Annotated in this window: 27 protein-coding genes; 10 read left to right on the forward strand and 17 right to left on the reverse strand. The window is 31.3% G+C overall.

Annotated features, from left to right (window positions below; genetic code table 11):
* Positions 1-65 precede the first annotated feature (65 nt).
* The 3 genes from yajC to nusB form a co-directional block, all read right to left on the reverse strand.
* Positions 66-359, reverse strand: a complete 294-nt coding sequence (yajC, locus tag SJY43_RS14965; RefSeq protein ID WP_396601549.1) for a preprotein translocase subunit YajC — start codon at positions 357-359, stop codon at positions 66-68.
* 11 nt (positions 360-370) lie between these two features.
* Complete coding sequence (locus tag SJY43_RS14970) at positions 371-844, reverse strand: DUF1573 domain-containing protein (RefSeq protein ID WP_396601550.1); 474 nt, start codon at positions 842-844, stop codon at positions 371-373.
* A gap of 104 nt (positions 845-948) precedes the next feature.
* Complete coding sequence (nusB, locus tag SJY43_RS14975) at positions 949-1,896, reverse strand: transcription antitermination factor NusB (protein WP_396601551.1); 948 nt, start codon at positions 1,894-1,896, stop codon at positions 949-951.
* Positions 1,897-2,227: 331 nt separating this feature from the next.
* Here nusB and SJY43_RS14980 point away from each other — a divergent pair, with 331 nt between their 5' ends.
* Positions 2,228-3,988, forward strand: coding sequence for an ABC transporter ATP-binding protein (locus SJY43_RS14980; protein ID WP_396601552.1), 1,761 nt, complete (start codon positions 2,228-2,230; stop codon positions 3,986-3,988).
* A 127-nt stretch (positions 3,989-4,115) separates the two neighbouring features.
* The gene (locus SJY43_RS14985) at positions 4,116-4,505 is read left to right on the forward strand and encodes a PUR family DNA/RNA-binding protein (protein ID WP_396601553.1); all 390 of its coding nucleotides are present in this window, start codon (positions 4,116-4,118) and stop codon (positions 4,503-4,505) included.
* Positions 4,506-4,575: 70 nt separating this feature from the next.
* On the opposite strand, the gene SJY43_RS14990 is transcribed toward SJY43_RS14985, so the two are convergent.
* Genes SJY43_RS14990 through SJY43_RS15000 form a run of 3 tightly spaced genes read right to left on the reverse strand, consistent with a single transcriptional unit; the run spans position 4,576 to position 6,848 of the window.
* Complete coding sequence (locus SJY43_RS14990) at positions 4,576-5,610, reverse strand: lysophospholipid acyltransferase family protein (protein ID WP_396601554.1); 1,035 nt, start codon at positions 5,608-5,610, stop codon at positions 4,576-4,578.
* Positions 5,607-6,509 (reverse strand): bile acid:sodium symporter family protein, encoded by a 903-nt coding sequence (locus SJY43_RS14995; RefSeq protein ID WP_396601555.1) that lies wholly within the window; start codon positions 6,507-6,509, stop codon positions 5,607-5,609. The genes SJY43_RS14990 and SJY43_RS14995 overlap by 4 nt, the downstream gene beginning before the upstream one ends.
* Before the next feature lie 3 nt (positions 6,510-6,512).
* A complete protein-coding gene (locus SJY43_RS15000; RefSeq protein ID WP_396601556.1) occupies positions 6,513-6,848 on the reverse strand; it encodes a tRNA-binding protein in 336 nt (111 codons plus the stop codon).
* A gap of 46 nt (positions 6,849-6,894) precedes the next feature.
* On the opposite strand from SJY43_RS15000, the gene SJY43_RS15005 reads away from it, so the two are divergent.
* On the forward strand, positions 6,895-7,452 hold the full coding sequence (locus SJY43_RS15005; RefSeq protein WP_396601557.1) for a thioredoxin family protein: 558 nt from the start codon (positions 6,895-6,897) through the stop codon (positions 7,450-7,452).
* Here the strand turns inward: SJY43_RS15005 and SJY43_RS15010 are convergent.
* The 4 genes from SJY43_RS15010 to SJY43_RS15025 form a co-directional block, all read right to left on the reverse strand.
* A complete protein-coding gene (locus tag SJY43_RS15010) occupies positions 7,449-7,934 on the reverse strand; it encodes a GNAT family N-acetyltransferase (RefSeq protein WP_396601558.1) in 486 nt (161 codons plus the stop codon). The genes SJY43_RS15005 and SJY43_RS15010 overlap by 4 nt on opposite strands.
* Positions 7,935-8,480, reverse strand: coding sequence for a YfiT family bacillithiol transferase (locus tag SJY43_RS15015; protein ID WP_396601559.1), 546 nt, complete (start codon positions 8,478-8,480; stop codon positions 7,935-7,937).
* Positions 8,481-8,501: 21 nt separating this feature from the next.
* A complete protein-coding gene (locus SJY43_RS15020) occupies positions 8,502-8,924 on the reverse strand; it encodes a hypothetical protein (RefSeq protein WP_396601560.1) in 423 nt (140 codons plus the stop codon).
* A 123-nt stretch (positions 8,925-9,047) separates the two neighbouring features.
* Positions 9,048-9,980 (reverse strand): peptidylprolyl isomerase, encoded by a 933-nt coding sequence (locus SJY43_RS15025; RefSeq protein ID WP_396603419.1) that lies wholly within the window; start codon positions 9,978-9,980, stop codon positions 9,048-9,050.
* 351 nt (positions 9,981-10,331) lie between these two features.
* Here SJY43_RS15025 and SJY43_RS15030 point away from each other — a divergent pair, with 351 nt between their 5' ends.
* Together SJY43_RS15030 and SJY43_RS15035 are read left to right on the forward strand one after the other, a co-directional pair.
* Positions 10,332-10,769 (forward strand): hypothetical protein, encoded by a 438-nt coding sequence (locus SJY43_RS15030; protein ID WP_396601561.1) that lies wholly within the window; start codon positions 10,332-10,334, stop codon positions 10,767-10,769.
* A gap of 186 nt (positions 10,770-10,955) precedes the next feature.
* On the forward strand, positions 10,956-11,687 hold the full coding sequence (locus tag SJY43_RS15035) for a DUF3800 domain-containing protein (protein ID WP_396601562.1): 732 nt from the start codon (positions 10,956-10,958) through the stop codon (positions 11,685-11,687).
* Positions 11,688-12,164: 477 nt separating this feature from the next.
* Here the strand turns inward: SJY43_RS15035 and SJY43_RS15040 are convergent, their stop codons facing one another.
* The gene (locus SJY43_RS15040; RefSeq protein WP_396601563.1) at positions 12,165-14,369 is read right to left on the reverse strand and encodes a RecQ family ATP-dependent DNA helicase; all 2,205 of its coding nucleotides are present in this window, start codon (positions 14,367-14,369) and stop codon (positions 12,165-12,167) included.
* A gap of 244 nt (positions 14,370-14,613) precedes the next feature.
* On the opposite strand from SJY43_RS15040, the gene SJY43_RS15045 reads away from it, so the two are divergent.
* The 3 genes from SJY43_RS15045 (at position 14,614) to lptB (ending at position 17,172) form a co-directional block, all read left to right on the forward strand.
* The gene (locus SJY43_RS15045; protein ID WP_396603420.1) at positions 14,614-15,531 is read left to right on the forward strand and encodes an SIS domain-containing protein; all 918 of its coding nucleotides are present in this window, start codon (positions 14,614-14,616) and stop codon (positions 15,529-15,531) included.
* Positions 15,531-16,355, forward strand: coding sequence for a twin-arginine translocase subunit TatC (gene tatC, locus SJY43_RS15050; protein ID WP_396601564.1), 825 nt, complete (start codon positions 15,531-15,533; stop codon positions 16,353-16,355). The genes SJY43_RS15045 and tatC overlap by 1 nt, the downstream gene beginning before the upstream one ends.
* A gap of 76 nt (positions 16,356-16,431) precedes the next feature.
* Entirely contained in the window at positions 16,432-17,172 is a 741-nt protein-coding gene (gene lptB, locus SJY43_RS15055) for an LPS export ABC transporter ATP-binding protein (protein WP_396601565.1), read from the forward strand.
* Positions 17,173-17,424: 252 nt separating this feature from the next.
* Here lptB and SJY43_RS15060 read toward each other — a convergent pair whose 3' ends face one another.
* The 3 genes from SJY43_RS15060 to SJY43_RS15070 all read right to left on the reverse strand — a co-directional run bounded on the left by SJY43_RS15060 (position 17,425) and on the right by SJY43_RS15070 (position 19,686).
* Positions 17,425-18,021 carry a hypothetical protein gene (locus SJY43_RS15060; protein WP_396601566.1) on the reverse strand — a complete coding sequence of 199 codons (597 nt, stop codon included), beginning with the start codon at positions 18,019-18,021 and terminating at the stop codon, positions 17,425-17,427.
* Between the two features lie 99 nt (positions 18,022-18,120).
* Positions 18,121-18,930: a TerC family protein gene (locus SJY43_RS15065; RefSeq protein WP_396601567.1), complete on the reverse strand. Its 810-nt coding sequence runs from the start codon at positions 18,928-18,930 to the stop codon at positions 18,121-18,123.
* A gap of 9 nt (positions 18,931-18,939) precedes the next feature.
* Positions 18,940-19,686: a CDP-alcohol phosphatidyltransferase family protein gene (locus tag SJY43_RS15070; protein ID WP_396601568.1), complete on the reverse strand. Its 747-nt coding sequence runs from the start codon at positions 19,684-19,686 to the stop codon at positions 18,940-18,942.
* Between the two features lie 200 nt (positions 19,687-19,886).
* Here SJY43_RS15070 and SJY43_RS15075 point away from each other — a divergent pair, with 200 nt between their 5' ends.
* Together SJY43_RS15075 and SJY43_RS15080 are read left to right on the forward strand one after the other, a co-directional pair.
* Positions 19,887-20,873, forward strand: a complete 987-nt coding sequence (locus tag SJY43_RS15075; RefSeq protein WP_396603421.1) for a PorV/PorQ family protein — start codon at positions 19,887-19,889, stop codon at positions 20,871-20,873.
* On the forward strand, positions 20,873-22,048 hold the full coding sequence (locus SJY43_RS15080; RefSeq protein WP_396601569.1) for a DUF4105 domain-containing protein: 1,176 nt from the start codon (positions 20,873-20,875) through the stop codon (positions 22,046-22,048). Before SJY43_RS15075 ends, SJY43_RS15080 begins: the two co-directional genes overlap by 1 nt.
* 42 nt (positions 22,049-22,090) lie before the next feature.
* Here the strand turns inward: SJY43_RS15080 and SJY43_RS15085 are convergent, their stop codons facing one another.
* From SJY43_RS15085 to SJY43_RS15095, 3 genes are read right to left on the reverse strand one after another with little or no spacing between them, the layout of a single operon-like run.
* On the reverse strand, positions 22,091-23,482 hold the full coding sequence (locus SJY43_RS15085; protein ID WP_396601570.1) for a sugar transferase: 1,392 nt from the start codon (positions 23,480-23,482) through the stop codon (positions 22,091-22,093).
* Between the two features lie 58 nt (positions 23,483-23,540).
* Positions 23,541-24,554, reverse strand: a complete 1,014-nt coding sequence (locus SJY43_RS15090) for a glycosyltransferase family 4 protein (RefSeq protein ID WP_396601571.1) — start codon at positions 24,552-24,554, stop codon at positions 23,541-23,543.
* A gap of 4 nt (positions 24,555-24,558) precedes the next feature.
* A complete protein-coding gene (locus SJY43_RS15095; protein WP_396601572.1) occupies positions 24,559-25,929 on the reverse strand; it encodes an O-antigen ligase family protein in 1,371 nt (456 codons plus the stop codon).

A 25,929-nucleotide genomic window follows, 5' to 3' on the forward strand; every position in this document is an offset into this window, starting at 1 on the left:
GTAATAATAAAGCATAAAAAAAGCTTCCGAATGGAAGCTTTTTAATATTATATAATTAAGATAAATTACTTAACAGCAACAGGAGCATTAAGTTTAGAACTCATTTCCATAGAAATTGCAGATCTATCAAACTTAAGCTTTCCAGCCATAGTTTCTATAACACAACTATTGTCTTTATCATTTAACTCAGCAATTTTACCGTGTAAACCACTTTTGGTAATTACTTTATCGCCACGTTTTAATTCGGCTGCGAATTTCTTTTCTTTTTTTGCACGTTTCATTTGTGGTGCAATCATAAAGAAATACACAACTACAAACATTAAAATGAATGGCAAAAATTGCCCTATACCTTCTCCCATTATAAATTTATTTAGCTTTTAGCTGGTACTGCTTTATTAGGATCTGGTTTTACAAATGCTGTAATTTTCACAATTTCAGATCCAGCTTCTGTATTAGCAGTAACTGTTATTGTTTTAGTTATTTTGTTAGCACCGCTTCCGTTAAACTTAACAGAAAACTCACCAGAATCACCAGGTAATAATGGCTCTCTACTCCAGTTTTGAGGTACTGTACAACCACAAGAACTTTTAATATTTGTAATTACTAAAGGTGCTTCACCTTTATTAGTATACTTAAAAGTAGTTTCAACAGATGTTTTAGCTTCAATTTCTCCAAAATCATGTTCTTTTTTATCAAACTCTAATACTGGAAATTTAGATGCCACAGCATCTCTTTCTGCAGCAACAGCTACATTAGCTTCATCAATTTTTTGGGCAGCATTCTCTTTACAAGAAGTAAATGCTATTAAGCACATAGCACTAAGTCCTAATATTACTTTTTTCATGATAGATTTATTTAAATTTTTTAGATGTGCAAAAATAGTAATTATTTAATCGATTAAAAATTTTTGTACTGCTCTTAACAATAATTTACAATAATAAAGCGCCATTACATTAAACCTCTACCAATTTTCTTTAGTTCTCCAGCAGCTTCGTATTCTTTTACAAGCTTATCTAAAATACCATTTATAAAAATACTACTCTTAGGAGTGGAGTACTCTTTAGATATTTCTAAATACTCGTTAATAGTTACCTTTACCGGTATTGAAGGGAAATTATTCAACTCACAAATTGCCATTTGCAGTAACACATAATCAACAGTAGCAATACGATCAGAATCCCAGTTTTGAGTTTTCTTATCAATCTCACCATTAATATGAGAAGCATTTAAAAGCGTTTTCTTAAATAACTCTATAGCAAACTGTTTGTCCTCTATATCTTTATAAAGCTTTGGTGTAAAATAGTTCTCAGGCGATGTTTCTTTAACTTTTCTAAGCAGTTTTAAAATGGTAGTATTTACCGTTGGAAGATCATCTAACCAAGTCAGATTTTTATCTTCCATATAATCATAAAGCTTATCGTTTGGTGCAATAATATCTTTAAAGACATCAACAATAAAATTCTTGTCTTCTTTAAAATCAGACACTCTGGTTTTCATATATTCCTTATACAAATCACTAGCCATAATATCTTTAAAAATAAGATCGATGTATTCACCGTCTAATTCCCAATTATTAACATTATGAGCTTTTAATTGATCGATTAAAGGCAGGTTTTCTTTTAAAAGTTTAAGTAACTGGTTGTTAACAAACTTTCTATTTGGGTCTTTATCCTCTTTTGTAGCGAGATGTTTTTTCTGTTTCTTTTGTAAATCGCTTTCAGCTCTTTTCTGAACTTCAATTAATAAGGATATTAATAATAGATATAAATTATACATATTATCTATACTGAAAAGTAAAAACTTTTGATCTTTACTAAAATCATCACTCTCACTACCTTTAAAAGCATACATGGTTTGCATAACTTTTACACGTATATGTCTTCTATTTAACATCATTACAAAGAACCTTAATTAAAAAATATGAATAATTATCATTGTTTTTCGAGCCGCAAAAATAACACTATATTTTAGTTCATAACAATAAAAATTAAAGTTATTTGGGCGTTACCCAAAAAGGGTCGGGCTTTCCGTTACAAGTCCTCGCACCTCCTACGTCGGGCTGTGGGCTTTCCGCTGCAATCCCTAACGCGCACATATCCACAAAGTTCAGTTCATATTCAAAACATTTGTCTATTTTTTAAAAGATATTTAACACTTTGCAAACTTCATAAACCATCATATTCCCTATTATTAAGTTATATTTGCTCTGCTATTCCTAATTAGGTAAATGAAAGAATTAAAACACTTAAATAAATACTTTTATAAATATAGAACGCGTCTAATAATTGGTTCAATTATAACCATTATCGCACGTTTATTTTTACTTTATACACCACGCTATGTAAAAAAAATATTTGTAGCTATAGAAAACTATTTTGATAAATCTATTAGCGAAACTGTTTTTAGAGCCCATTTACTAGAAGCTATTCTATACATAATTGGGGCTGCACTTTTTGCAGCTATTCTAACTTTTTTCATGAGGCAAACCATTATTAATGTGTCTCGATATGTTGAGTTTGATTTAAAAAATGAAATTTACGAGCAATACCAAAAGTTATCCTTAAACTTTTACAAAAGTAATAGAACAGGCGATTTAATGAACCGGATTACAGAAGATGTAACTCGTGTACGTATGTATGCAGGCCCAGCATTAATGTACAGTATAAATACACTCGCACTTTTCGTTATTGTTATAATTTATATGGTTAATGCCTCACCAAAATTAACGTTATATACGGTAGTACCGCTTCCTATTTTATCTATTGTAATTTATAAATTAAGTAGAGAAATCCATAAGCGAAGTACGATTGTACAAGAATATCTATCTAAACTTTCAACATTTACCCAAGAATCTTTTAGTGGTATTTCGGTAATAAAAGCTTATGGTATTGAGCCACAAACCTCAGTAAATTTTAAATCGCTTGCTACAGAAAGTAAAGAAAAGCAAATTAGCCTAGCTAAAGTACAAGCTTGGTTTTTTCCCATGATGGTATTACTTATTGGTACCAGTAACCTTCTTGTTATTTATATTGGCGGTATGCAATATATTAATGGTGAAATAGAAAGTATTGGAACCATAGCAGAGTTTATCATTTACGTAAATATGCTTACTTGGCCCGTTGCAACTGTGGGCTGGGTAACCTCTATAGTACAGCAAGCCGAAGCATCGCAAAAACGAATTAATGAGTTTTTAAAAATTGAACCTGAAATTAAAAACACCGTAGATGCACCTACTGAAATAAAAGGAGATATTAATTTCAAAAATGTATCTTTTACTTATAACGACACCAATATTCAAGCACTAAAAAACATAAGTTTTAACATTAAAGAAGGTGAAACATTAGCTATACTAGGGAAAACAGGATCTGGAAAATCAACCATTTTAGATTTAATAGGTAGGCTATACGATATTGATAAAGGATCTATAACCATTAGTAATACAGAAATAAGTAAGCTAAATTTAAACGATTTACGAGATAGTATTGGCTACGTACCTCAAGATGCTTTCTTGTTTTCTGATACTATAAAAACCAATATTAAATTTGGTAAGCAAGATGCTACTGAAGACGATGTAATTGAAGCTGCTAAAAACGCTCAAGTCCATAAAAACATCATTAGCTTTAACAAAGGTTACGATACTGTTTTAGGAGAACGTGGCATAACCCTTTCTGGAGGACAAAAACAACGTGTATCTATCGCCAGAGCCATTATTAAGTCGCCTAAAATTTTGTTATTAGACGATTGCTTATCGGCCGTTGACACCGAAACTGAAGAGAAAATCTTAAAGAACCTCAACAAAATATCAAAAGGAAAAACATCAATTATTGTTAGTCATAGAGTTTCATCGGCTAAAAACGCAGATAAAATTATTGTTTTAGATGATGGTGAAATTGTTCAAGAAGGCACTCATAATAGCCTAATAAACATAGAAGGTTACTATAAACATCTATACTTAAAACAATTAAGCGAAACGTCTTCTAATAAATAATTACAAAAAAGGCCATTTTCATTTAATTAAATTCAATAAAGTTTGATGTTTTAAAAAGAAAATTTAAAATCAATTGGTTATTAGCTTTTTTTTTAGATTTTTGATACAATAACTAGATAATTAAATTATGTATAACGGTATGATGGAGAAAGAGGAAATTTTTTCAAAAGTATTAAGAGCAGGTAGAAGAACCTACTTTTTTGATGTAAGAGCTACAAAAGCAGAAGACTATTACTTAACTATTACTGAAAGTAAAAAATTCACTAATGACGACGGATCATTTCATTACAAAAAACATAAAATATATATTTACAAAGAAGACTTTACAGAATTCAAAGAAATTCTAGCCGAAATGACTGATTATATCATTAGCGAAAAAGGTGATGAAGTAATTAGTGAGCGTCATCAAAAAGATTTCAAAAAAGAATATGAAGATGATGGTTCTAGAGTTACTGAAGCAGATTTAAAAACTCAGACTCCTGAAAGTTTTACAGATATAAATTTTGACGATATTTAATATTAAAATCATAATAAACACAAACCGCAACTAACCGTTGCGGTTTTTTTTTATATTTTTTTATATTTTTTTATAGCTTAACTGCTAATAAGGCTATACATAAACTAGCAATAAAATAGCCAAATGCCAATTGCCAACCTAATGTAAAAGTTATTGTTGCAAATACAACAATTAACCATAAAGGCGCCAATGTAACAACTACAGCAAACCTAAAAGTAGATAAAAACTCTATTTCTTTTATTTTTGGTTTAGCAACATACTTCCATACTAGAACAGGCAAAATAAAAGCGATTATTAATAATATTTTAAACACATTTTTAAAGAACCTAAAATTGCTATCCGGTTTTTTTGACTCACAGTCTTCAAACCCAGAATTCAAACAATTATTAACCGCTTTAGGCTTTAAAAAATCAACATCTAAACTATGCAATCTATTTAAATCAGAATCGTAATTATCTTTTGGAATGTGAGTAGTTAATTCAGCTATTTCAGACTGTATTTTAGTTTTCAGCTTAATAACAGATTCATTTTTATTTTCAGAAACATAGGTATTAGCGGCTATTGGCTTCCCAAAATAGATTGAAGTACTATCAGGAAATTTATCTGCATGCTTAAAATTTAAACCAACAGGAAGCAACTGCAAATCTAGTGCCGGGTTCTCTTCAAAAGTCTCCATTATTATTCTTGTAAACCCTTTGCTTAAAGGCCGTACGGTTCTTTTTAAACTATGATTACCTTCAGGAAATATTACAATACACGCATTGTTATTTAATAGTTTAGAACAGGTTGCAAAAATAGCATTGTTATTAGCTAAATTCCCCCAACCATCTCTAATTCTATAAACAGGAAGCATTTGTAAACTTTTCAAAATTTTAGCAACAAATGGTTTATTAAAAACGCCTGCTCGGGTTAAAAAATAAGAAAACCTACCACATTTAATTGCGATTAACAAAGCATCTAAAAGCGCATTTTGGTGATTGCTCAATACTAAAACTGGCTTGTTTTTAGGTACATTTTCAATATTGTTAACATGTATTCTTCTAAAATAGAAAAACATGCCTAAACCAATATACCCTCTTACAAATGATAACCAAATACGCTTCAAACTTCTTCTTTTTTTCTTGACCAAAAAAACGCTAACAACAATCCCGATATAATATGCCAAATACCCCAGAAAGCTGCTAAAATAGCCATCCCTCCTAACCCGTTAAAGAAAGAAAAAATTAACAATAAGCCTAAACCCGAGTTTTGAATTCCAGTTTCTATAGCCAATGTCTTCTGGTTTTTAAATGATAATCTAAATAGTTTAGCGACTAAAAACCCTAAAAGTAATGCTATAATATTATGAAAAATCCCAATAGCTAATACATGATCAATATATGCATTAAAAACATCAATATTTTTTGAAAAAGCAATAACAACAATTGCCGCAAAAATTACTATTGATAAGGGTTTTAATATTTTAGTAAGCTTCAATGCTAACATCGGGTTCTTATACCGTAATAACATGCCAAATAGTAAAGGCACACCAAGTATTAAAATAACGAGTTTCACCAACTCAAAAGAATCTAATTCTACAGCTTTTAAAATTTGAGCTGTGGGTTCATATAATCCACTATAAAACCGAAAATTAAAAGGCGTCATAAACATTGCTAGAAAAGTTGCAAAAGCTGTAAGACTAATAGACAAAGCGGTATTCCCTTTAGCCATATGTGTCATGAAATTTGATATATTTCCTCCAGGACATGCAGCAACCATAAACATGCCTAATGCAATGCTAGGCTGTGGTTGTATTAAAATAACAAGAAGAAATGTAACCAGAGGCAATAGTATAAATTGCGATAAAACCCCAATTAAAACAAGTTTAGGTTGTTTTAACAACGCTTTAAAGTCATTTAGTGTTATCCCTAAAGCCACACCAAACATAACAAGCGCAAGTGCTATATTTAAAACCCATAACCCATTACTGTCAAAGTTAATTTTAACGGTATCTAAATCTTGCATAAATTAATTTACAGAGGTTCCATTTTTCACTTTGTTCTCAGGATTTAAAAGTATAACATCTTTACCATTAACCGCGCCTAAAACCAAGCATTCACTCATAAATTTTGCAATTTGCTTTTTAGGAAAGTTAACAACTGCTACAACCTGCCTATTTAATAAATCTTCTTTTTTATAAAGTGTCGTTATTTGAGCAGAAGATTTTTTAATTCCTAACGCTCCAAAATCTATAGTAAGTTGATAAGCTGGGTTTCTAGCTTCTGGGAAATCAAGAACTTCAATAATAGTCCCAACGCGTAAATCTACTTTAGTAAAATCTTCAAAAGTAATTGTGTTATTCATTTTTTAAAAATACAAATATTTACGAACTTTGATAAAAACGATAACTATGGCAGATACGCCTTCCAATATGATTCCTTTAGGAACAAAAGCTCCAGATTTTTCACTTTTAGATACGGTTTCAGATTCAACTTTAAATCTCAACACATTAAAAGGAAAGCAAGGCACAGTCATACTATTTATATGTAATCATTGCCCTTTTGTGATTCATATCAATTCTGAAATAGTTTCCATAGCAAACGCTTACGCGGAAAAAGGCATTAGTTTTATTGCTATTTCTAGTAACGATATTGTTAATTACCCTCAGGATTCACCTGAAAAAATGAAAGCACTTGCTAAAAATGAAAACTACCCGTTTCCTTATTTATACGACGAATCTCAAAATGTAGCAAAAGCTTACCATGCTGCTTGTACTCCCGATTTGTATGTTTTTGATAAGGATTTAAAACTAGTTTACAGAGGTCAACTAGATGATTCTAGACCAGGAAATACTATTCCGGTATCTGGAAAAGACCTCAGACATGCTTTAGATTGTTTAATTGAAAACAAAGCCAATACACAATTACAAAAACCAAGTATTGGTTGTGGCATTAAATGGAAACGCTAGTCTAATTTTAATTGCCAAATTCCAACATGTTGCCATTCGCCAAATTTGAACCCGACTTCTTTTAGGTTAGCCACCTGCTCGAAACCAAACTTTTCGTGAAGTTTTATGCTAGCATCATTTGGTATAGTTAAAACACCCAATACAGTATGTAAATTGGTTTCTTTTAATTGCTTTAATAATTCTGCATAAAGTTTTGTACCAATCTGTTTTCCATGTGCTGTATGCTTTACATAAACCGTAGATTCAACTACATAATTGTAAGCTGGTTTGGGTCGGAATCTACTGCCATAAGCATAGCCTAGAATTTCGTTATTGTCTTCAAAAACAATAAAAGGATAATCAGCAGAAATTAGTTTTAATTTAGCTAAAAATGCATCAATAGATAAGGGTTCTACATCAAAAGTTACGGTAGTATTTAATACATAATAATTATAAATACTTAGTAATTCTTGCGCATCGTTTATTTGTAAATCTCTAATCATTTATAACCACCCTTTTCGCTTCATTAAATTTTCAACATGTGCATAATGGTGTTTACTATGCCAAGCATAATTACCAATATTATAACTAAGTAAAACTTCGTTGTTAGTTTCTGGATGAATAAAGCTTCTTTTTAAATCTTCAGGAGATAACGATTTTAATAAGCTAACTAACTTATAATGAATAGCTTTTAAATGTTCAATCGACATTTGAATTGGCTCGAACTTACTATCACTTAACTCTGCCCAACGATCTTCAAAGTAAGCCTTAATAATGGGTTTATCTTCAGTTAAAGCCCATTTAAAACGTGTATAACTATGGTGATGACTATCTGAAACATGATGCACCACCTGCCTGATTGTCCATCCTCCTGGTCTGTATGTAGTATCTAATTGTTCTTTAGAAAGGTGTTTAACAAGCGCTTCAAATTTAATTGGAAATTGCTCTAAAACCGTGATCCAGTCTTCAATATGTTTTTGGGTAATAGTTTCTGGACAATCAAATTGCCCAATTGGGTATTTTAGGTTTTGTAGTTCTTGTTCCGTCATAAGAACAAATATAACCAATTGTTAAGAGATTTCTACCAGGCCTTTTTCAACAAAATTCACAGCTGCTAATAAATTGGTGAAATGCAAAATTTGCTTTTTGAAAAATAATTTTTCTATCATAGAGTTTAAAAAACCTACATCTTTCTCTGAAACAATACAATAGGCTTTTACTTTATAGCTTGACTTGTAAAACTTTAACCAATCTGAAGCTACAACAGAATAAGAATTAATTCTATTCGATATATAAACCACATCTGAACCATCTGTATCATAAAAAGATTCGATGTCGTAAATCATGATTTTCGCATGATTATCCCAAGTTATAGTTTCTCCTTTAAAAAATTCTGAAACAACAAAGTCTTTAAACATATAAACATTACCAAAAGCATAATTACATTCTTTTAGTACATGCTTATATAAACCTGTATCCCTTACACTAACCATAATATAAAGGTACAAAAACCGTAAGAATATTTACAAAAGTATTCGGTCAATTAGTTATTATAACTGTTAAAATAAAAAAGCACCTTAATAAGGTGCTTCTTTATTTTAATATGTAGTGAAATGTTATTTTACATCCATCAATTCTACATCAAAAACTAAAGTAGCATTTGGAGGTATAACACCTCCTGCACCAGCACTACCGTATCCTAAATGACTCGGGATTACTAAACGCGCTTTGTCTCCAACTTTTAATAAACTAATACCTTCATCCCATCCTGGAATAACTTGACCTACTCCTAATGGAAAATCAATAGGTGCATTACGTTTGTATGACGAATCAAAAACAGTTCCGTCAGATAATTGTCCTTTATAATGTACAGAAACTGTTTGTCCTTTTTCTGCTTTTACACCATCTCCTTTTTGGATAATTTGGTAACGTAAACCACTTTCGGTTTTATCGAAACCTGCAGCTAGTTTATCTAATTCTGCCTCTGCGGCAGCTTTTACTTCTGCTTCTCTTTTTGCTCTAGATCCTTCAAAAGTTCTAAATGCTTCAATAGGATTAAAAGCTTCGGCATCTGCCCCTACTCTTATAATTTCTAAACTCTCTATTTTATCACCTTGTGCAACAGCATCAACAATATCTTGTCCGGTTACAACTTTACCAAAAACTGTATGTTTACCATCTAACCAAGATGTTTCTACATGTGTTATAAAAAACTGACTTCCGTTTGTTCCTGGTCCTGCATTGGCCATAGATAATACTCCTGGCCCGTCGTGTTTTAAATCTGGATGAAACTCATCATCAAACTGGTACCCTGGATTTCCAGCACCAGACCCTTGTGGACAACCACCTTGAATCATAAAATCTGGAATCACTCTATGGAATTTTAAACCATCATAATATGGTGTTCCTTGAGGTTTTACTTTGTTTTCTAAATTCCCTTCTGCTAAAGCAACAAAATGACCTACCGTTCCTGGGGTTTTTTGATACTCTAAAGCAACAAGAATTTCTCCTTTTGTTGTGTTAAATTTTGCGTATAATCCGTCTTGCATGATTCTGTTTTTATTTGAAGATGCAAATATATGAAACATAAAGTGAACTCATCTTGACTTTTTCTATTTCCTAAAAAATGGCTCAAATTCATCCATATTTCGTTACGTTTTTTATGCGTAGCGATGCTATGCCTTTCAAAAAGAAACTCATCTGAATAAATTTCATCTCATTTTCGGTTAAACATAAAAAGCCAAGATGAGTTCATTATTAAAACTTAATACTTAAGAAAAATCATAAAATGTATGTCGCATGTATCTTTTAACAAAAATAGATACCATTACATGAAATGATTTACGATTTTAGTTTTGCGCTTATTAATTATAATTTTAGTTTTACAAAAATCCTTTTTTATGAAATTAAGTTTTAATAAAATACGTTCTGCCTTTGGTAATAAGCAAAATACTAATGAGCCCAATACAGACAACCAAATAGAAGACATTATTAACGCTGTAGATGGTGATGCCTTTGCTGTTTCTGAACAAAATGTGCTCTTTGCCAAAACTTCTGAGCTTGGAGGCTACTTTTACGTAATCGCTTTAATTGTTGGTAGTTTTAAAATTAAAACGAATAAAGGCGCTAAACTTAACATTAAAGGAAATGATTTTGAGTTATTACTAAACTCGGATTCTGATGAATTTGAATCGGAGCATTCAAATATTCCGAAAAGATATGTTACCAGAATAGATTTCCAAATTGAAGAAGAAGATGTTTCTAAATTTGATCATACCAAAATTAAATCTTTACAGTTATCTGCTAAAAAACAAGAGATTGTTTTTAAAACTATTTAAGGCATTACCCTTAAATGCCTCTATATTTTTATATTCTATAATTAATAATATCATTCCTGTGTAACACTTGACTTTGTCAGAAAAAAAACGATAACTTCGTTTAACAATCGATAAAGTTCATTGAAACGGAACTTTATCTTTGCATTGTGTTTCATACCACAAAAATACGAATAGAGATTAAAATTTATGACAGAAAAAGGAGACTACATTGTTTATGTAGATGAATCAGGAGACCACGGATTGAAAAATATTGACAATAATTACCCAATATTTGTTTTGACTTTTTGTTGTTTTAAAATATCTGATTACATAGAGCAAGCAGTTCCAGAACTTCAACGTTTTAAATTTAAGTATTTTGGGCACGACCAAATAGTTTTACACGAAATAGATATAAGAAAGACTAAAGAGCCTTTTAAGTTTTTGCGAACTAACAGAGAATTAAGAGAAAACTTTATGTCAGATTTATCAAAAATTATCGAAAACATACCTTTTCAGATTGTTCCTATCCTTATTGACAAAAGAAAACTTATGTCGAAATACAATAAGCCTTTTAACCCATATCATTTAGGTTTACGCTTCGGTTTGGAAAAGCTAAATCAGATACTATTATATAACGGTCAAGAAGGAAAAGAAATTTCTTTGATTTTTGAAAAAAGGGGAAATAACGAAGACAAAGATTTAGAACTTGAATTTTTGAGAATTTGTACTGAAAATCAACAGTTCGGATATAAAAATATAAACTTTGGAAAAATGGTATATAAATTTTTAATATCTGACAAAAAAACAAATTCTAGTGGATTACAATTAGCTGACCTAACAGCTAGACCAATTGGACTGAAATATTTAAAACCAAGTCAATTAAATAGAGCTTATGATATAATTGAAAAGAAGAAATTTGGTTATAAGGTATTCCCATAAAAAACAAAATCCCCAGTAAAGACCGAGGAAAAATGCCGACCGGGAAAAGCCCAATCCGAGTACAAATATACATAATATATATGTATTGACCAAAAAAAGCAAAGTACGAAAACACAACAACGTGTATAAAACATAGCTATTATAGGCTTTTCGAGAGCTTTTTGTATATTTAAAAAGTACACCAAATTTTTTATTTGGTTATATTTATAAAAGAAATTTAAACATAAAAATAAAAAATTCGGCTCGTGCTAAATCCGAAAAGTCAGCGTTTATTTATACGCTACGTTTCATACACAAAACCGTTAAACGAACCATTCTAAAACTAACATAGCTTTCGTGTTTAAAACGTAAGTTAGCAGACACTCGCGTAAGGGATTGTAATGGAAAGCCCACAGCCCGACGAAGAAGGTGCGAGGACTTGTATTGAAAAGCCCGACCCTTTTTTAGGGTAACGCCCAAACAATTAATAAATTAAAATTAGTTTGCTACCTCGCTAATAAATTTAATACGGTATAAACGGAGTTCTTCATCGTCATAATCGCCATCAAATTCCTCGATTGCGGCGTCAATATTGTCGGTTTCAGATTCCATGAAATAGTCGTGAATTTCTTCTTGCTGGTCTTCGTCTAGAATATCATGAAGCCAATAATCTATATTCAACTTAGTACCAGAATACACAATAGCTTCCATTTCTTTAATAAAATCTGGCATAGACATGCCTTTGGATGAAGAAATATCGTCTAGCGGTAGTTTTCTATCAATATTTTGGATAATGTACAGTTTATTGGCAGAATTTGTACCCGTGGATTTCACAACCAGATCGTCTGGGCGCACAATATCGTTTTCTTCTACATATTTTTCGATAAGGGCTACAAAATCTTTACCGTATTTTTTTGCTTTACCATCGCCAACGCCATGTACATTTGCCAGCTCGGTTAAATTTATAGGGTATTTAAGCGCCATGTCTTCTAGAGATGGGTCTTGAAAAATAACGAATGGAGGTACCCCAAGTTTTTTGGCATTCTTTTTTCGCAAATCTTTAAGCATACTCATTAAAGCAACATCTGCTACTGCTCCCGAGCCTTTTGCTGCGGTAATAATACTGCCATCTTCTTGTGCGCCTTCAAAAATATGATCTTCGGTCATCATGAAAGATGCAGGCTTTTTTATAAAGTCTCTACCTGCCTCTGTTAATTTAATAACGCCATAGGTTTCTATGTCTTTTTTTAGGTAACTGGCAACCAATACTTGCCTTAACAAAGCCATCCAGTATTTGTTATCTTTATGTTTTCCTTTTCCGAAAAAGGGCTGCGTGTTTGTTTTATGAGAATTTATTAATGCGTTTTCTTTACCTATTAATACATTTACTAAATCTTTAGATTTATATTTTTCGTTTGTATTATCTATAGTTTCCAGAAGGGTTTTAACTTCATCTTTGGCTTCAACTTTCTTTTTTGGAAACCTAACATTATCGTCCATATCACCGCCTTCGCCGGTCTTAGTATCGAACTCTTCACCAAAATAGTGAAGTATAAATTTTCGTCTAGAAATAGATGTTTCTGCAAAAGCAACCACTTCTTGTAATAAGGCTTGCCCAATTTCCTGCTCTGCTACAGGCTTACCAGACATGAATTTTTCTAGTTTCTCGATGTCTTTATAAGCATAATATGCTAAACAATGGCCTTCGCCTCCATCTCGTCCGGCACGCCCTGTTTCTTGGTAATAACTTTCTATACTTTTTGGAATATCGTGATGAATTACAAAACGCACATCTGGTTTATCGATACCCATACCAAATGCTATGGTAGCGACTACCACATCTACATCTTCCATTAAGAATTTATCTTGATGGCTTGAGCGAGTTTTGGCGTCTAATCCTGCATGATATGGTACGGCATTTACACCATTTACTTGAAGTACCTGTGCTAATTCTTCAACGCGTTTTCTGCTTAAACAATATACAATACCAGATTTTCCATCATTCTGTTTGATAAACCGAATAATATCTACATCTACATTTTTAGTTTTTGGTTTTACTTCGTAATAAAGATTAGGACGATTGAATGATGCCTTAAATGTTTTGGCATCTCCAATTCCTAAATTTTTAATAATATCTTCTTGTACTTTAGGTGTTGCAGTTGCAGTTAACCCTATTATTGGAATATTATCACCTATACGTTTTATAATATGGCGTAAGTTTCTATACTCTGGTCTAAAATCGTGACCCCATTCGCTTATACAATGCGCCTCATCAATAGCCATAAAGGATATTTTTACCGTTCTTAAAAACTCGACGTTTTCTTCTTTGGTAAGGGATTCTGGTGCTACATAAAGGAGTTTTGTAACGCCGTTTACAATATCTTCTTTAACTTGTTTTACCTCTGTTTTGTTTAATGAAGAATTTAAAACGTGTGCTACGCCATCTTCTTTAGAGATGCCTCGAATAGCATCTACTTGATTTTTCATTAAAGCTATTAACGGAGAAACCACTATAGCTGTTCCTTCTTGCATTAAGGCTGGTAATTGGTAACACATAGATTTACCACCACCTGTTGGCATGATAACAAATGTATGATTACCCGACAACAAACTTTCTATAACATCTTCTTGAAGTCCTTTGAATTTATTAAATCCAAAATATTTTTTTAGAGCAGCATGCAAGTCACTTTTTGATATTGACATGAATTATTTAAAATTATTATTTTTTTAAAATTCTGAAATGCAGAAATTTTGGTTATTTAATTTCATTATGCATTTAGAGAACCCTCATATTTTTTTTCGTTAGTTTTGTAACGAATTTTCAAATTACAACAAAATTCAATTTGATTAACAATAAAGATAACAAAATCTTTAAACATCAACTCAAATATAATAAATTTTGAAAGACAAAAATTCTATTATTAACATAGCTAGACATACAATTGAAATGGAAAGCAAGGCCATTTTAAACTTATCTAGCTTGATAACCGCAGATTTTGCAGAGGCTACACAGCTTATTTACAAATCTAAAGGGCGCGTAATAATAACGGGTATAGGAAAAAGTGCCATTATAGCAAATAAAATAGTTGCAACATTAAATTCTACAGGCACACCTGCGGTTTTTATGCATGCTGCAGATGCTATTCATGGTGATTTAGGATTAATTCTTAAAGACGATGTTGTAATATTTCTTTCTAAAAGCGGAAACACACCAGAAATTAAAGTGCTTATTCCTTTAATAAAGAGTGCTAAGAATAAAATGATTGCTATAACGGGCAATATAGATTCTTTTTTAGGGCAACATGCCGATTATATTTTAAACACATATGTTGAAAAAGAAGCATGCCCTAATAATTTAGCTCCAACTACTAGTACTACAGCACAGCTTGTTATGGGCGATGCGCTTGCAATTGCTTTATTAGAATTACGTGGGTTTTCTAGTAACGATTTTGCTAAATACCATCCTGGTGGTGCTTTAGGCAAAAAATTATATTTACGTGTTCTAGACATTTCTTCTGTTAACGAAAAACCAAAAGTTTCTCCAACTACAAATATTAAAGATGTTATTGTTGAAATAACTGAAAAAATGTTAGGTGTTACAGCTGTAGTTGAAAATGATGAAATTATTGGTATTATAACAGATGGTGATTTACGTAGAATGCTAAGTAAAGTTGATGATTTCTCAGGGTTAACTGCAAAAGACATTATGAGTGCAAGCCCTAAACGCATTCAAGCAGAAGCTATGGCTATTGATGCCTTAGAGGTTATGGAAACCTATGGTATATCGCAATTATTAGTTGAAGAAAACAATAAATACGCTGGAGTGGTACACTTACACGATTTAATAAAAGAAGGCATTATATAATGGCAAAAAAAGATATTAATGAGATGTCTTTTCTAGATCATCTTGAAGACTTACGATGGCACTTAATTAGAATAATTACGGCTGTGGTAATAGTAGCTACACTAGCCTTTATTTTTAGTCGATTTATTTTTGAATCTATCATTTTTGCTCCACTAGACATGAGTTTCCCAACGTATAATATGTTGTGTCAAACTGCAAACTTAATTGGTGTAGACACCACGTTTTGTGCTGAAAAAATGCCCATGATATTACAAAACAGAACTATGGCAGGGCAATTTTCTGCAGATATCTGGACGGCCATTTTAGGCGGTTTTATTATTTCCTTCCCTTATGTTATTTACCAACTCTGGAAATTTATTAGCCCTGGCTTACATAGTAATGAACGTAAACATTCACGCGGTTTTATTATTATTTCTTCAATGCTGTTTTTTATTGGTGTATTATTCGGCTATTATATTGTAACGCCTTTATCGCTTAATTTTTTAGCTAATTATAGCATCTCTACAAGAGTAGACAATCAAATTGATATAAGCTCATACATAGCTTTAGTGCGATCTTCTGCACTAGCATCAGGCTTAATTTTTGAGCTACCAATTATTATATACTTTTTAACTAAAGTAGGTCTAGTAACTCCAGAAATATTAAAAAAATACAGAAAATATGCCCTTGTAATTGTACTTATTCTATCTGCCATTATTACGCCGCCAGACATTGCTAGTCAAGTTATTGTAGCAATACCAATTTTAATTTTATACCAAGTAAGCATCTATATTTCTAAAGTTGTAATTAGAAACCAAAAGAAAAAAGAAAAGCAACACGCTTGATATTAACAAATAATCGAACATTACGTTACAATAGTGCATATGATTTTACTATTTTTAGCGTTAAGTATATAAAAATATGATTTTAAGAGCCGAAAATTTAATGAAGTCCTACAGCGGACGAAAAGTAGTAAAAGACGTGTCGTTGGAAGTAAACCAAGGTGAAATTGTTGGTTTATTAGGACCAAATGGTGCTGGAAAAACAACATCTTTCTACATGATTGTTGGTTTAATAAAGCCTAATGGTGGTCATATATTTTTAGATAATACCGAAATCACAAAATACCCAATGTACAAGCGTGCACAAAACGGTATTGGCTATTTAGCACAAGAGGCATCAGTATTTAGAAAATTAAGTATTGAAGATAATATTTTAAGTGTGCTTCAACTTACTAAATTGAGTAAAAAAGAACAGCACGATAAAATGGAATCACTTATAGAAGAATTTGGTTTAGGGCATATTCGTAAAAGTCGTGGTGATTTATTATCTGGTGGGGAGCGTCGCCGTACCGAAATTGCTCGTGCTTTAGCAACAGACCCTAGTTTTATTCTTTTAGATGAACCTTTTGCTGGAGTTGACCCAGTTGCTGTTGAAGATATTCAGCGTATTGTAGCCCAACTTACCAAAAAGAATATTGGTATCCTTATTACCGACCATAACGTACAAGAAACACTTGCCATTACAGATAGAACGTATTTAATGTTTGAAGGTGGAATACTAAAACATGGTATCCCAGAAGACCTTGCTAACGATGAAATGGTGCGTAAAGTCTATTTAGGTCAGAATTTTGAGCTTCGTAAAAAGAAAATTCGCGAGTAAAAGCTAAGGCTTATTTTCTTATTCTTTAATAGTTAAAACAATTTGGGCGTTACCACAAGGGTCAGGCTATCCGCTACAAGTCATCGCTCCTCCTATCGTCGGGTTGTGGGCTATCCACTTCTATCCCTAACGCACTTTGTAACTAAGTTTTGTTATTCTTGTACAGGCATGAATAACAAATAAGTAAGAATTTTAAAATATAAAAAAATTAGAGAATAATTCTAGGCTTCAATTGATTATTTTCAGAAAAAACTACCCTTTTCTACGTTCTAAAAGTAGCATCATCATTAAACCTAGAATAATACGTTCTTCATCATCTGCATCAAAATCATTTAGCTTAGACAATTCAAATTTTCTTCCAAAAAATGAGGCTTCCTTTTTCATCCTAAGGACAGCTTTATTATTTAAATCTAAAACACTATAACTAGGGTTGAAAAAATATCCTGTAAAACCACCTATAATTGGAATTTGACCTAGTATGCCATCAAATACTTTTACCCAAGCATTATCTTCTCTAACATGATATTGTAGCTTCTGGTGTTGATCTATCAATTCGTATTCTGTTTTCCACAAAGACTTCCAACCTTTTCGAGCAATTTTGCCAAGTTCAGTTCCATTTTTGTCTTTCATACTGTAAGCAGCAGAAAAATCTATCCACTTATCGGCATGTATTCGGTATTCTAAATTTGATTTACTTTCATCATCATAAATCAGAATATCTTCCTTTAGTTTAAACATTTTCTGCTTAACATAAGCCAATGTTATACCTAATGTGTCTTTCGCAACAAAGTCGTTAGCGATGGTTCCAATATTAAACTTAAAACTTACCGGATATTTAATCTCTTTCATGTGTTTATATATATTGTTTTCAATGGTTACTTACAGCCTCCATATATTAATTTCTTTGGGTATATAAACGAGTTATGGAAGTTTCATAAAATGCTTTTATTAACTATTATTTGATTGCTCCTGTTCTGCTATTATTTTCTTTTGGTAACGCCCTTGTACCACATCTACAACCACTAAAACAACTAGTACAAAATAGAATGTTGTTTTACTCATAGGCACAATATGCTCGCCAAAAATTTCTAAATGTGCTAAGTGCCCACCTTCGGTAACCAACATAATACCAACAATAAATAAGATAAACAAACCTAAAACTTCATACATTCTATTTTTAGCCAAGAATACGGAGATTTTATCTGCTAATACGAGCATCAATAAGCCACTAAACACAATAGCAATTGCCATGATAATAAATGCTGTAGTTGAGTTTTCTATAGAACTTGTAAGTCCAATTGCTGCTAATATAGAATCGAAAGAAAACACTAAGTTCATAATAACAATACTTGTAACAACTGCATTAGCAGATTTCTTACTTTTTCCATCACTTTCAACATCATGATCTAAATCTTTAGTAGAAATCATATGCCAAATTTCTTTAATAGCCGTGTAAATAATAAAACCACCACCGGCAAGCACAATTATACTATGACCGTTAAAAGCAAATTTTAATACATCTGTAATTCCGCCTGTTAGAAATGAAAATGGTTCTTGAAAAAAATCAATAATAGATACTAAAACAAAAAGCAATACTATTCTTAATCCAATAGCAATTAAAATACCCACTTTTCTGACTCTCTTTTGGTCTGAAATTGGTGCTTTTTTACTTTCTAAAGAAATGTATAAAAGGTTATCAAATCCTAAAACGGCTTGAAGAGCTACTAACATTAATAGCGTAAAAATGTTTTCTAACATGGGAAAAACTTATTTTGAAGTTAAATTGTCTAAAACAGACATAATAATATAAAGTAATATAATAATTGGAATAGCTGCAAATTGCAAAACAACTAAAAGTACAGCGCACAAAATTATAAAAATGTATCGAATGGCGTTATCCTTAAAACTAAAGTTTTTAAATTTTAATGCAAATAGTTTAATGCCCGAATTAAGCAGATAACAACTAATGAAAGTGAGCCCAATTAAAAACCACTTATTAAGAATAATAGTATTTATAGCATCGTTATTTTGAAATTCTAGTATGAGTGGTAATGATATAATTAACAAGGTATTTGCTGGTGTAGGTAAGCCTTTAAAATACGTTTGCTGGTCTTCATCCAGATTAAATTTTGCTAAGCGGTATGCTGAAGCTAATGTAATTAATAAGCCTAATAACGGTAATATTGGTAAATTAAAATCAATCCCATTAGAATTTGACACCCAGCTATTGCTTGATACAATTTCAGTCTCAATTGTTAAGCTTAGTAATTTATACATGATTATTCCCGGAACTAATCCGCTAGTAACCATATCTGCTAACGAGTCTAATTGCAGACCTAATTCACTCTGCACCTTTAACTTTCTGGCGGCAAAACCATCAAAAAAATCAAAAAAGATACCAAGAAAAACAAATAAACCCGATGTAACAAAATTGCTATGAACTGCAAGAATTACAGCAATGCATCCACACAATAAATTTAAAAGTGTAAGTGCATTAGGTATTTGTTTTTTCATAATTACTTATTTTAATTGTGTAAAAATAGCAAACAATTTCCGTCTAAAGCAATATCTATTATAATTTGAAGTTTTAAAGAATGTAAATTATGTGCATCTTTGTAAAAAAATCGCGATTGAGACTTTACATCACTACACTATTTTGTGTTTTATCTGCTACTCTATTTAGCCAAACCGTTAGAAAATACTCTAATGAGTTTATGAATATTGGTGTGGACGCTGCTGCTTTGGGTATGAGTAGCGCAGTTACGTCTCATACTTCAGATGTAAATTCGGGGTATTGGAACCCTGCAGGACTATTAAAACTTGAAGACAATCAATTATCCTTAATGCATTCTAGTTATTTTGCTAACATTGCTAATTATGATTATGCTGCCTTTGCCATGCCTTTGGATGACAGAAGTGCCGTAGGTATTTCTCTAATTCGTTTTGCGGTTGATGATATATTAAACACTACACAACTTATTGATGCAGAAGGCAATATAAATTATGATAGAATTAGTTTGTTTTCTACTGCAGATTATGGTTTAACCTTTTCTTATGCTAGACAATTACCTGTTCAAGGACTTAATTATGGGGTAAATACAAAAGTGATTAGAAGAGTTATTGGCGATTTTGCATCGTCTTGGGGTTTTGGTTTAGATGTTGGCGTTCAGTTTGAAACTGAAAACGATTGGAAGTTTGGTGTCATGGCCAGAGACATAACAACTACTTTTAATGCTTGGGCTATTGATGAAGAAGAATTTGCTACTATTAGCGATGCAGTTGAAGGTCAGAATCAAGAATTACCAGAAAGCACGGAAATTACCATTCCGAAATTACAAATTGGAATTTCAAAATTAGTTGATTTTAATTATGATTACACGCTTTTAACTTCGGTAAACCTTAATGTTCGTTTTGAAGAAAACAATGATCTTATTTCAACATCATTCGCAAGTATAAATCCTGCATTAGGTTTTGAGTTTGGTTATATCGATATGGTATATTTAAGAGCTGGCATGGGGAATTTTCAAAACGAATTACAGCTTGACAATAGCGAACAATTAAGTTTTCAGCCAAGTTTTGGCCTAGGTTTTAAATACAATGGCATCCAGGTTGATTATGCCTTTACAGATATTGGCGACCAAAGTGTAGCACTATATTCTAATGTGTTTTCTTTAAAAATTGATTTAAGTATCTTTAGATAATGAAACACCATTTTAAACTTATTCTCCTTCTGTTTTTTATTGTTGAAATTACGTTTTCTCAAAACAATCAATTATCAACTGAAGCTGAAATTAGTGTTTTAACAGTTGGTCCAGGCGCGTCTTTAAACGATGCTTTTGGCCATAGTGCTTTTAGAATTAAAGACTTAAAAAACGGAATTGATACCGTTTATGGCTATGGAGAATACGATTTTGATGCTCCCAATTTCTACTTAAAATTCGCGCAAGGAAAACTTAATTACCTAATAAGCAAAACCAGTTTTAATAGGTTTTATCAAGTTTATGTATACTATAATAGAAGTATTAGAGAGCAAACACTTAACCTATCTCAAGCCGAAAAGCAAAAGCTTTACAACTATTTAATAAATAATTACAAACCAGAAAACAGGCCTTATTTATACGAGTTTTTTTATGATAATTGTGCTACAAAAATTAAAGATGTAGTAAACAATGCTTCAAACAATACCATTACATTTAATAACCCAAATGATTTTCAAGACGCCACATTTAGAACATTAATTCAAAATGAACTAAACAAAAATTCTTGGGGAAGTTTAGGTATCGATTTAGCTTTAGGTTCGGTAATTGACAGAAAGGCAACTCCAGAAGACCATATGTTTTTACCAAAAAACATATATACGTTTTTTGAAAATGCTACTATAGGAAATACAAAGAAACCTTTGGTTAAACAAAGCCATGTTTTATATTCTAAAAAAGACACACCTCAAGCAAATACCTTTTTTACGAGTCCGGTTTTTATTTTAAGCCTTATAGCTTTATTTATACTTTATATTACTTATAAAGACTACAAAAACAGTCGCAGAACTAAATGGCTAGATATCATACTTTTTACAATAACAGGGTTAATTGGTGTCATGATTCTATTATTATGGTTTGCAACAGATCATTCAGGAACACATCAAAACTATAATTTACTTTGGGCTTCTGCCCTTAATATTTTAGTCATTGGTCAGCTATTAAGAAAAACTCCAAGCACATGGTTTGTAAAGTATATTAAACTATTAATAATACTCCTTTGCCTTTTAACGCTTCATTGGATAATAGGTGTTCAAGTTTACGCTATTGGATTAATACCACTTCTAATAGCCTTGTTTATTAGATATGTTTTTCTAGTGAAGTATTACAATAAAATATAATTTTTTTACCTTGTAAGTCTTACTAACTGTAGAGCAATTTAGTTATTGTCCTCTATAGAAAATAATAGTGCTCAAGGTTTTTAATATGATATTCATATCAAGAAAAAAGCTTCTGTGTTTTATATAATATAAATCATATTGAAGTTTGATTAAGCTATCATCTACTGAAGACGCATATCTTGTTTTAACCTGTGCCCAGCCTGTAAGTCCAGGCTTAACAATATGTCTAGTCTCATAAAAAGGAAGTATTTGAGACAGTTCTTTTACAAAGAATGGACGTTCTGGCCTTGGACCAATTAAACTCATTTCATTCTTTAAAATATTAACAAACTGAGGGATTTCATCTAATCTAGAATGCCGAAGAAACTTACCAAATGGTGTTACCCTAGAATCTCCTTTTTTGGCCCAAACGGCACCAGATTTCTCCGCATTTTTTATCATGGTTCGGAACTTAATAATTTTAAAATCCTTCCCATTTTTACCAATCCTGTATTGAGAATAAAAAAGAGGCCCTCTGTTACCAATAATATTCCCTAAAAGAATAATTGGTAAAATTACAATACCCATTAAAAGTCCAACTATAGCAATTAAGATATCGAAAAAACGATGAAAAAATAGATACAATTTATTTTGATTACTTCTGCTAAATGGAAAATATTTATAAAAATCTTTGCCTACAAATTGTACAGGTACCCGTTGAGCCATATCCTCATAAACTTGAGTATACTCATTAATAGGAAACCCTTCTTCTAGCAATTTAATTAAGGTATAGTATATCTCTGAAGTTATAGTTTCAGATTTATAACTTGCAACGACTATTTCGGATATATTTTCTTTTTTTATAATCTCATTAATCTGGTTGGGCCTATATTCTGGAATAGCATTAAACTTTACTGATGCCAACTTATCAGTTTCACAATTAACAAAACCAACTATTTTGTAGTTTGGATCCGAGCTTTTAAAAGTTTCTACAATGGTTTCTATATTTGAAGTTTCACCAATAATTAAAACTTTCTTATAAAATCTTGGAGAAACAATGAAGCTAACATATGCTATCCTCCATAAAAACAATGCAATAAGAATTGCAAAATAAAAGTACAGAATTTGTAACCTATTAACTGGTAATTCTGGAGTAAAAAATGGTGTGAGAAGATAGAATAATACCGTAATTGATACCGTAAATACGATACCTACAGATATTTTCTCAATCTTGCTTGACTTTTGCAAATCATATAACTCGAAAATGGTTCCGAAAACGGAAACGTATAAAATAAGGACTAATTCCCAGGTCCAATTTTCTTTATTTAATGTAAAGTAATCAAAATCAAATGTTTTACTAACAAAATATAACACCAATAATATCGATAAAATATCGAAAATACGCAGGAGTATTTTACGCTCTGAGATATTAAAATGAATGCTATTTTTAGCCATTATAAACAAATGAAGTGAGAGACCGTAAATATAACAAGTTAAATCAAAAATGGATAAATTATTCCAAAACTTTAATCCATAGTTTTTCAACAGCTTTCCAATCAAACCTTTCGGCACTTACCCGGGCTTGTTTAATTATTTTATTAGTTTTAGTTTGATCTTTAATAAGACTATTTATAGCATCTAAAAATTCGTTAATAGAATTAGGATTTACTAATAAACCATTTACTTTATTGTCAATTAAAAAAGGGATACCTCCAACATTTGTAGACACAACAGGCAAGCCTAAAGCCATAGCTTCAATAACACTTACTGGCATATTATCAAAATTTGTTGTGTTTATAAAAATATTATAATCCTCTGAAAGCTTAGCCCATTCTTGTTTTGATAATTTCCCAGTAAAGCGCACGTCAACATTTAATTTTTTAGCAAAGTCTCTTGCTTCTTGTAAACCTCCATTACTATCTGGTCCAACCATGCAAAGCTTTGCTTTAATATTCTTCTCTTTAAGCGCTTTTAAAACTTTAATAGCCAATAAAGGGTTATATATTTCTGAAAAGGAACGTACCCAAAGTAAATTAACACTATCAAAATTTCTTTCTTTAAAAGTGTAATTTTCAAGTTCTATTGAATTAGGTATGTTGATTATGTTGTTATAACCTAAGGCTTCAAAATTAGATTTCATATATAATGAAGGTGCGACATTAACAAACGCATTCTTAAATATATATTTTGATAATTTAGGTGCCGTTTTAAGTCTTTCAGGCAGGTTTCCGCCATGAAGAATTGGAATGTATTTCAACTTTAAAATTCTACAAAATTGACTTACAATATAAGCGTAGTAAAAATTTAGTGTGCTGTAGGTATCGATAATTACGTAGTTTGCTTTTTTCCTGTTTTTAAAACATACCCACAACATTTCCAGTAATCTTAAAATTATATTTTGTCTTTGGGATGCCGAAAAAATGGTATAACCAGATTTACCTAACAAGGGACCTAATACATCTATTGATGACAAATTAGATGACGACTTACTATTGCCTTTATTACCTATGTAAACTATGGTTTTCAATATTTTATAGTTGCTTCGTTTTTATTCTTTTTACATTTTGAGCTTTAGGAATTGATTTTTTGTATTGTATATTCAATAAACAAAGCCCGTAAATAAATGCCGGTGCAGCAATACGCATGGCAGAATGATTTATGGTTAAAAACCAAAATAAATAACATGAATAAAAAAAGACATTTGATCTGTTACTAAACCTAAAAATTAATGGTACGAGTAACAATATTATTAATGCAGAAACACCAAATAAACCATGTTCTGACAAAATACGACTCATTTCGTTATGAGATGCTGCAAGTAATCCTACTTTTTGCTCTCTAAGTTGTTTAATTTTCCCAACTCCAACTCCTAAAATTGGATTATTATAAAATTCTTCTAATTCGAAGGAAATTAAATCGCTTCTACCAGTTGAAATATCTTGTTTTTCTCTACCTAAAGCATCTTTATTTGTATATCTATTATCAATTAAACCACTTGTTTGGATGGATGAAAATAACCACACAAAAAGTCCAAGACTTAAGAAAACAATTACTAAACGGCTAATCCTAAATTTAGCCTTACTATTTACTTTTCTAAAATAGAAAAACAAGAATGCAGCAATCATAATTAAGCCTGTTAAAACCCCACCTCTACTAAAAGTAACAATTCCTCTAAAACTAATTGCCCCCAATATTACGCCATTAATTATTTTTAGAAACAAAGTTGGAGACTGCATAAAAAATCTTATAGAAAACACAAACATCCCTAACCCCAATACTGTAGATACTTGATTAGGACCAAACCCTCCTGACGCCGCAAAATTAGACCCCGTTCCTCTTAGTGTTTCTCTTATATCTGGAGTAAATAAAAAGAGATAAACAGTCATAGCTATTAAAGGCAAAGCTAAATATAATAATATAGTATGCAGGTTATTATAACTAATTTTCTTTTTAAAACAAAACACAGACACAATACCTAAGCAAATTGGGCCACTTAAATTAAATGCGATATCAGTTCTTAAGTTTGAATGCTCTGTAGCATTTAAACCTGCCACCAAAATACCAGGAATAAGCAAGAATATATATATTATATAGGGCATTGGTTGTTTGCTTAATTTAATGGTAAAAATCCCGAACAATGTAAAATATACAACTAAATATTTTGAAGCTTCATATAAAAAGTTACCACCGGTCATCCTTATAAAAACCTCTGCACCAGCAATATAAGCACAAGCCAATAAAACATTTAAGGCTTTTTGAGACAGTTTAGATTTATGAATTTTATTGGTAAAATAAATAAAAATGAGGATTAAGTATAATACAGATAAACCTGAAAACATATAAATTAGTAAACCAATTAAAATGTGTAAACCAATAATTTTTATATAATTAATATGTTTCAA

Origin of the sequence: Algibacter sp. R77976 (genome assembly GCF_044594645.1) — a bacterium.
Classification (GTDB): Bacteria; Bacteroidota; Bacteroidia; order Flavobacteriales; family Flavobacteriaceae; genus Algibacter_B.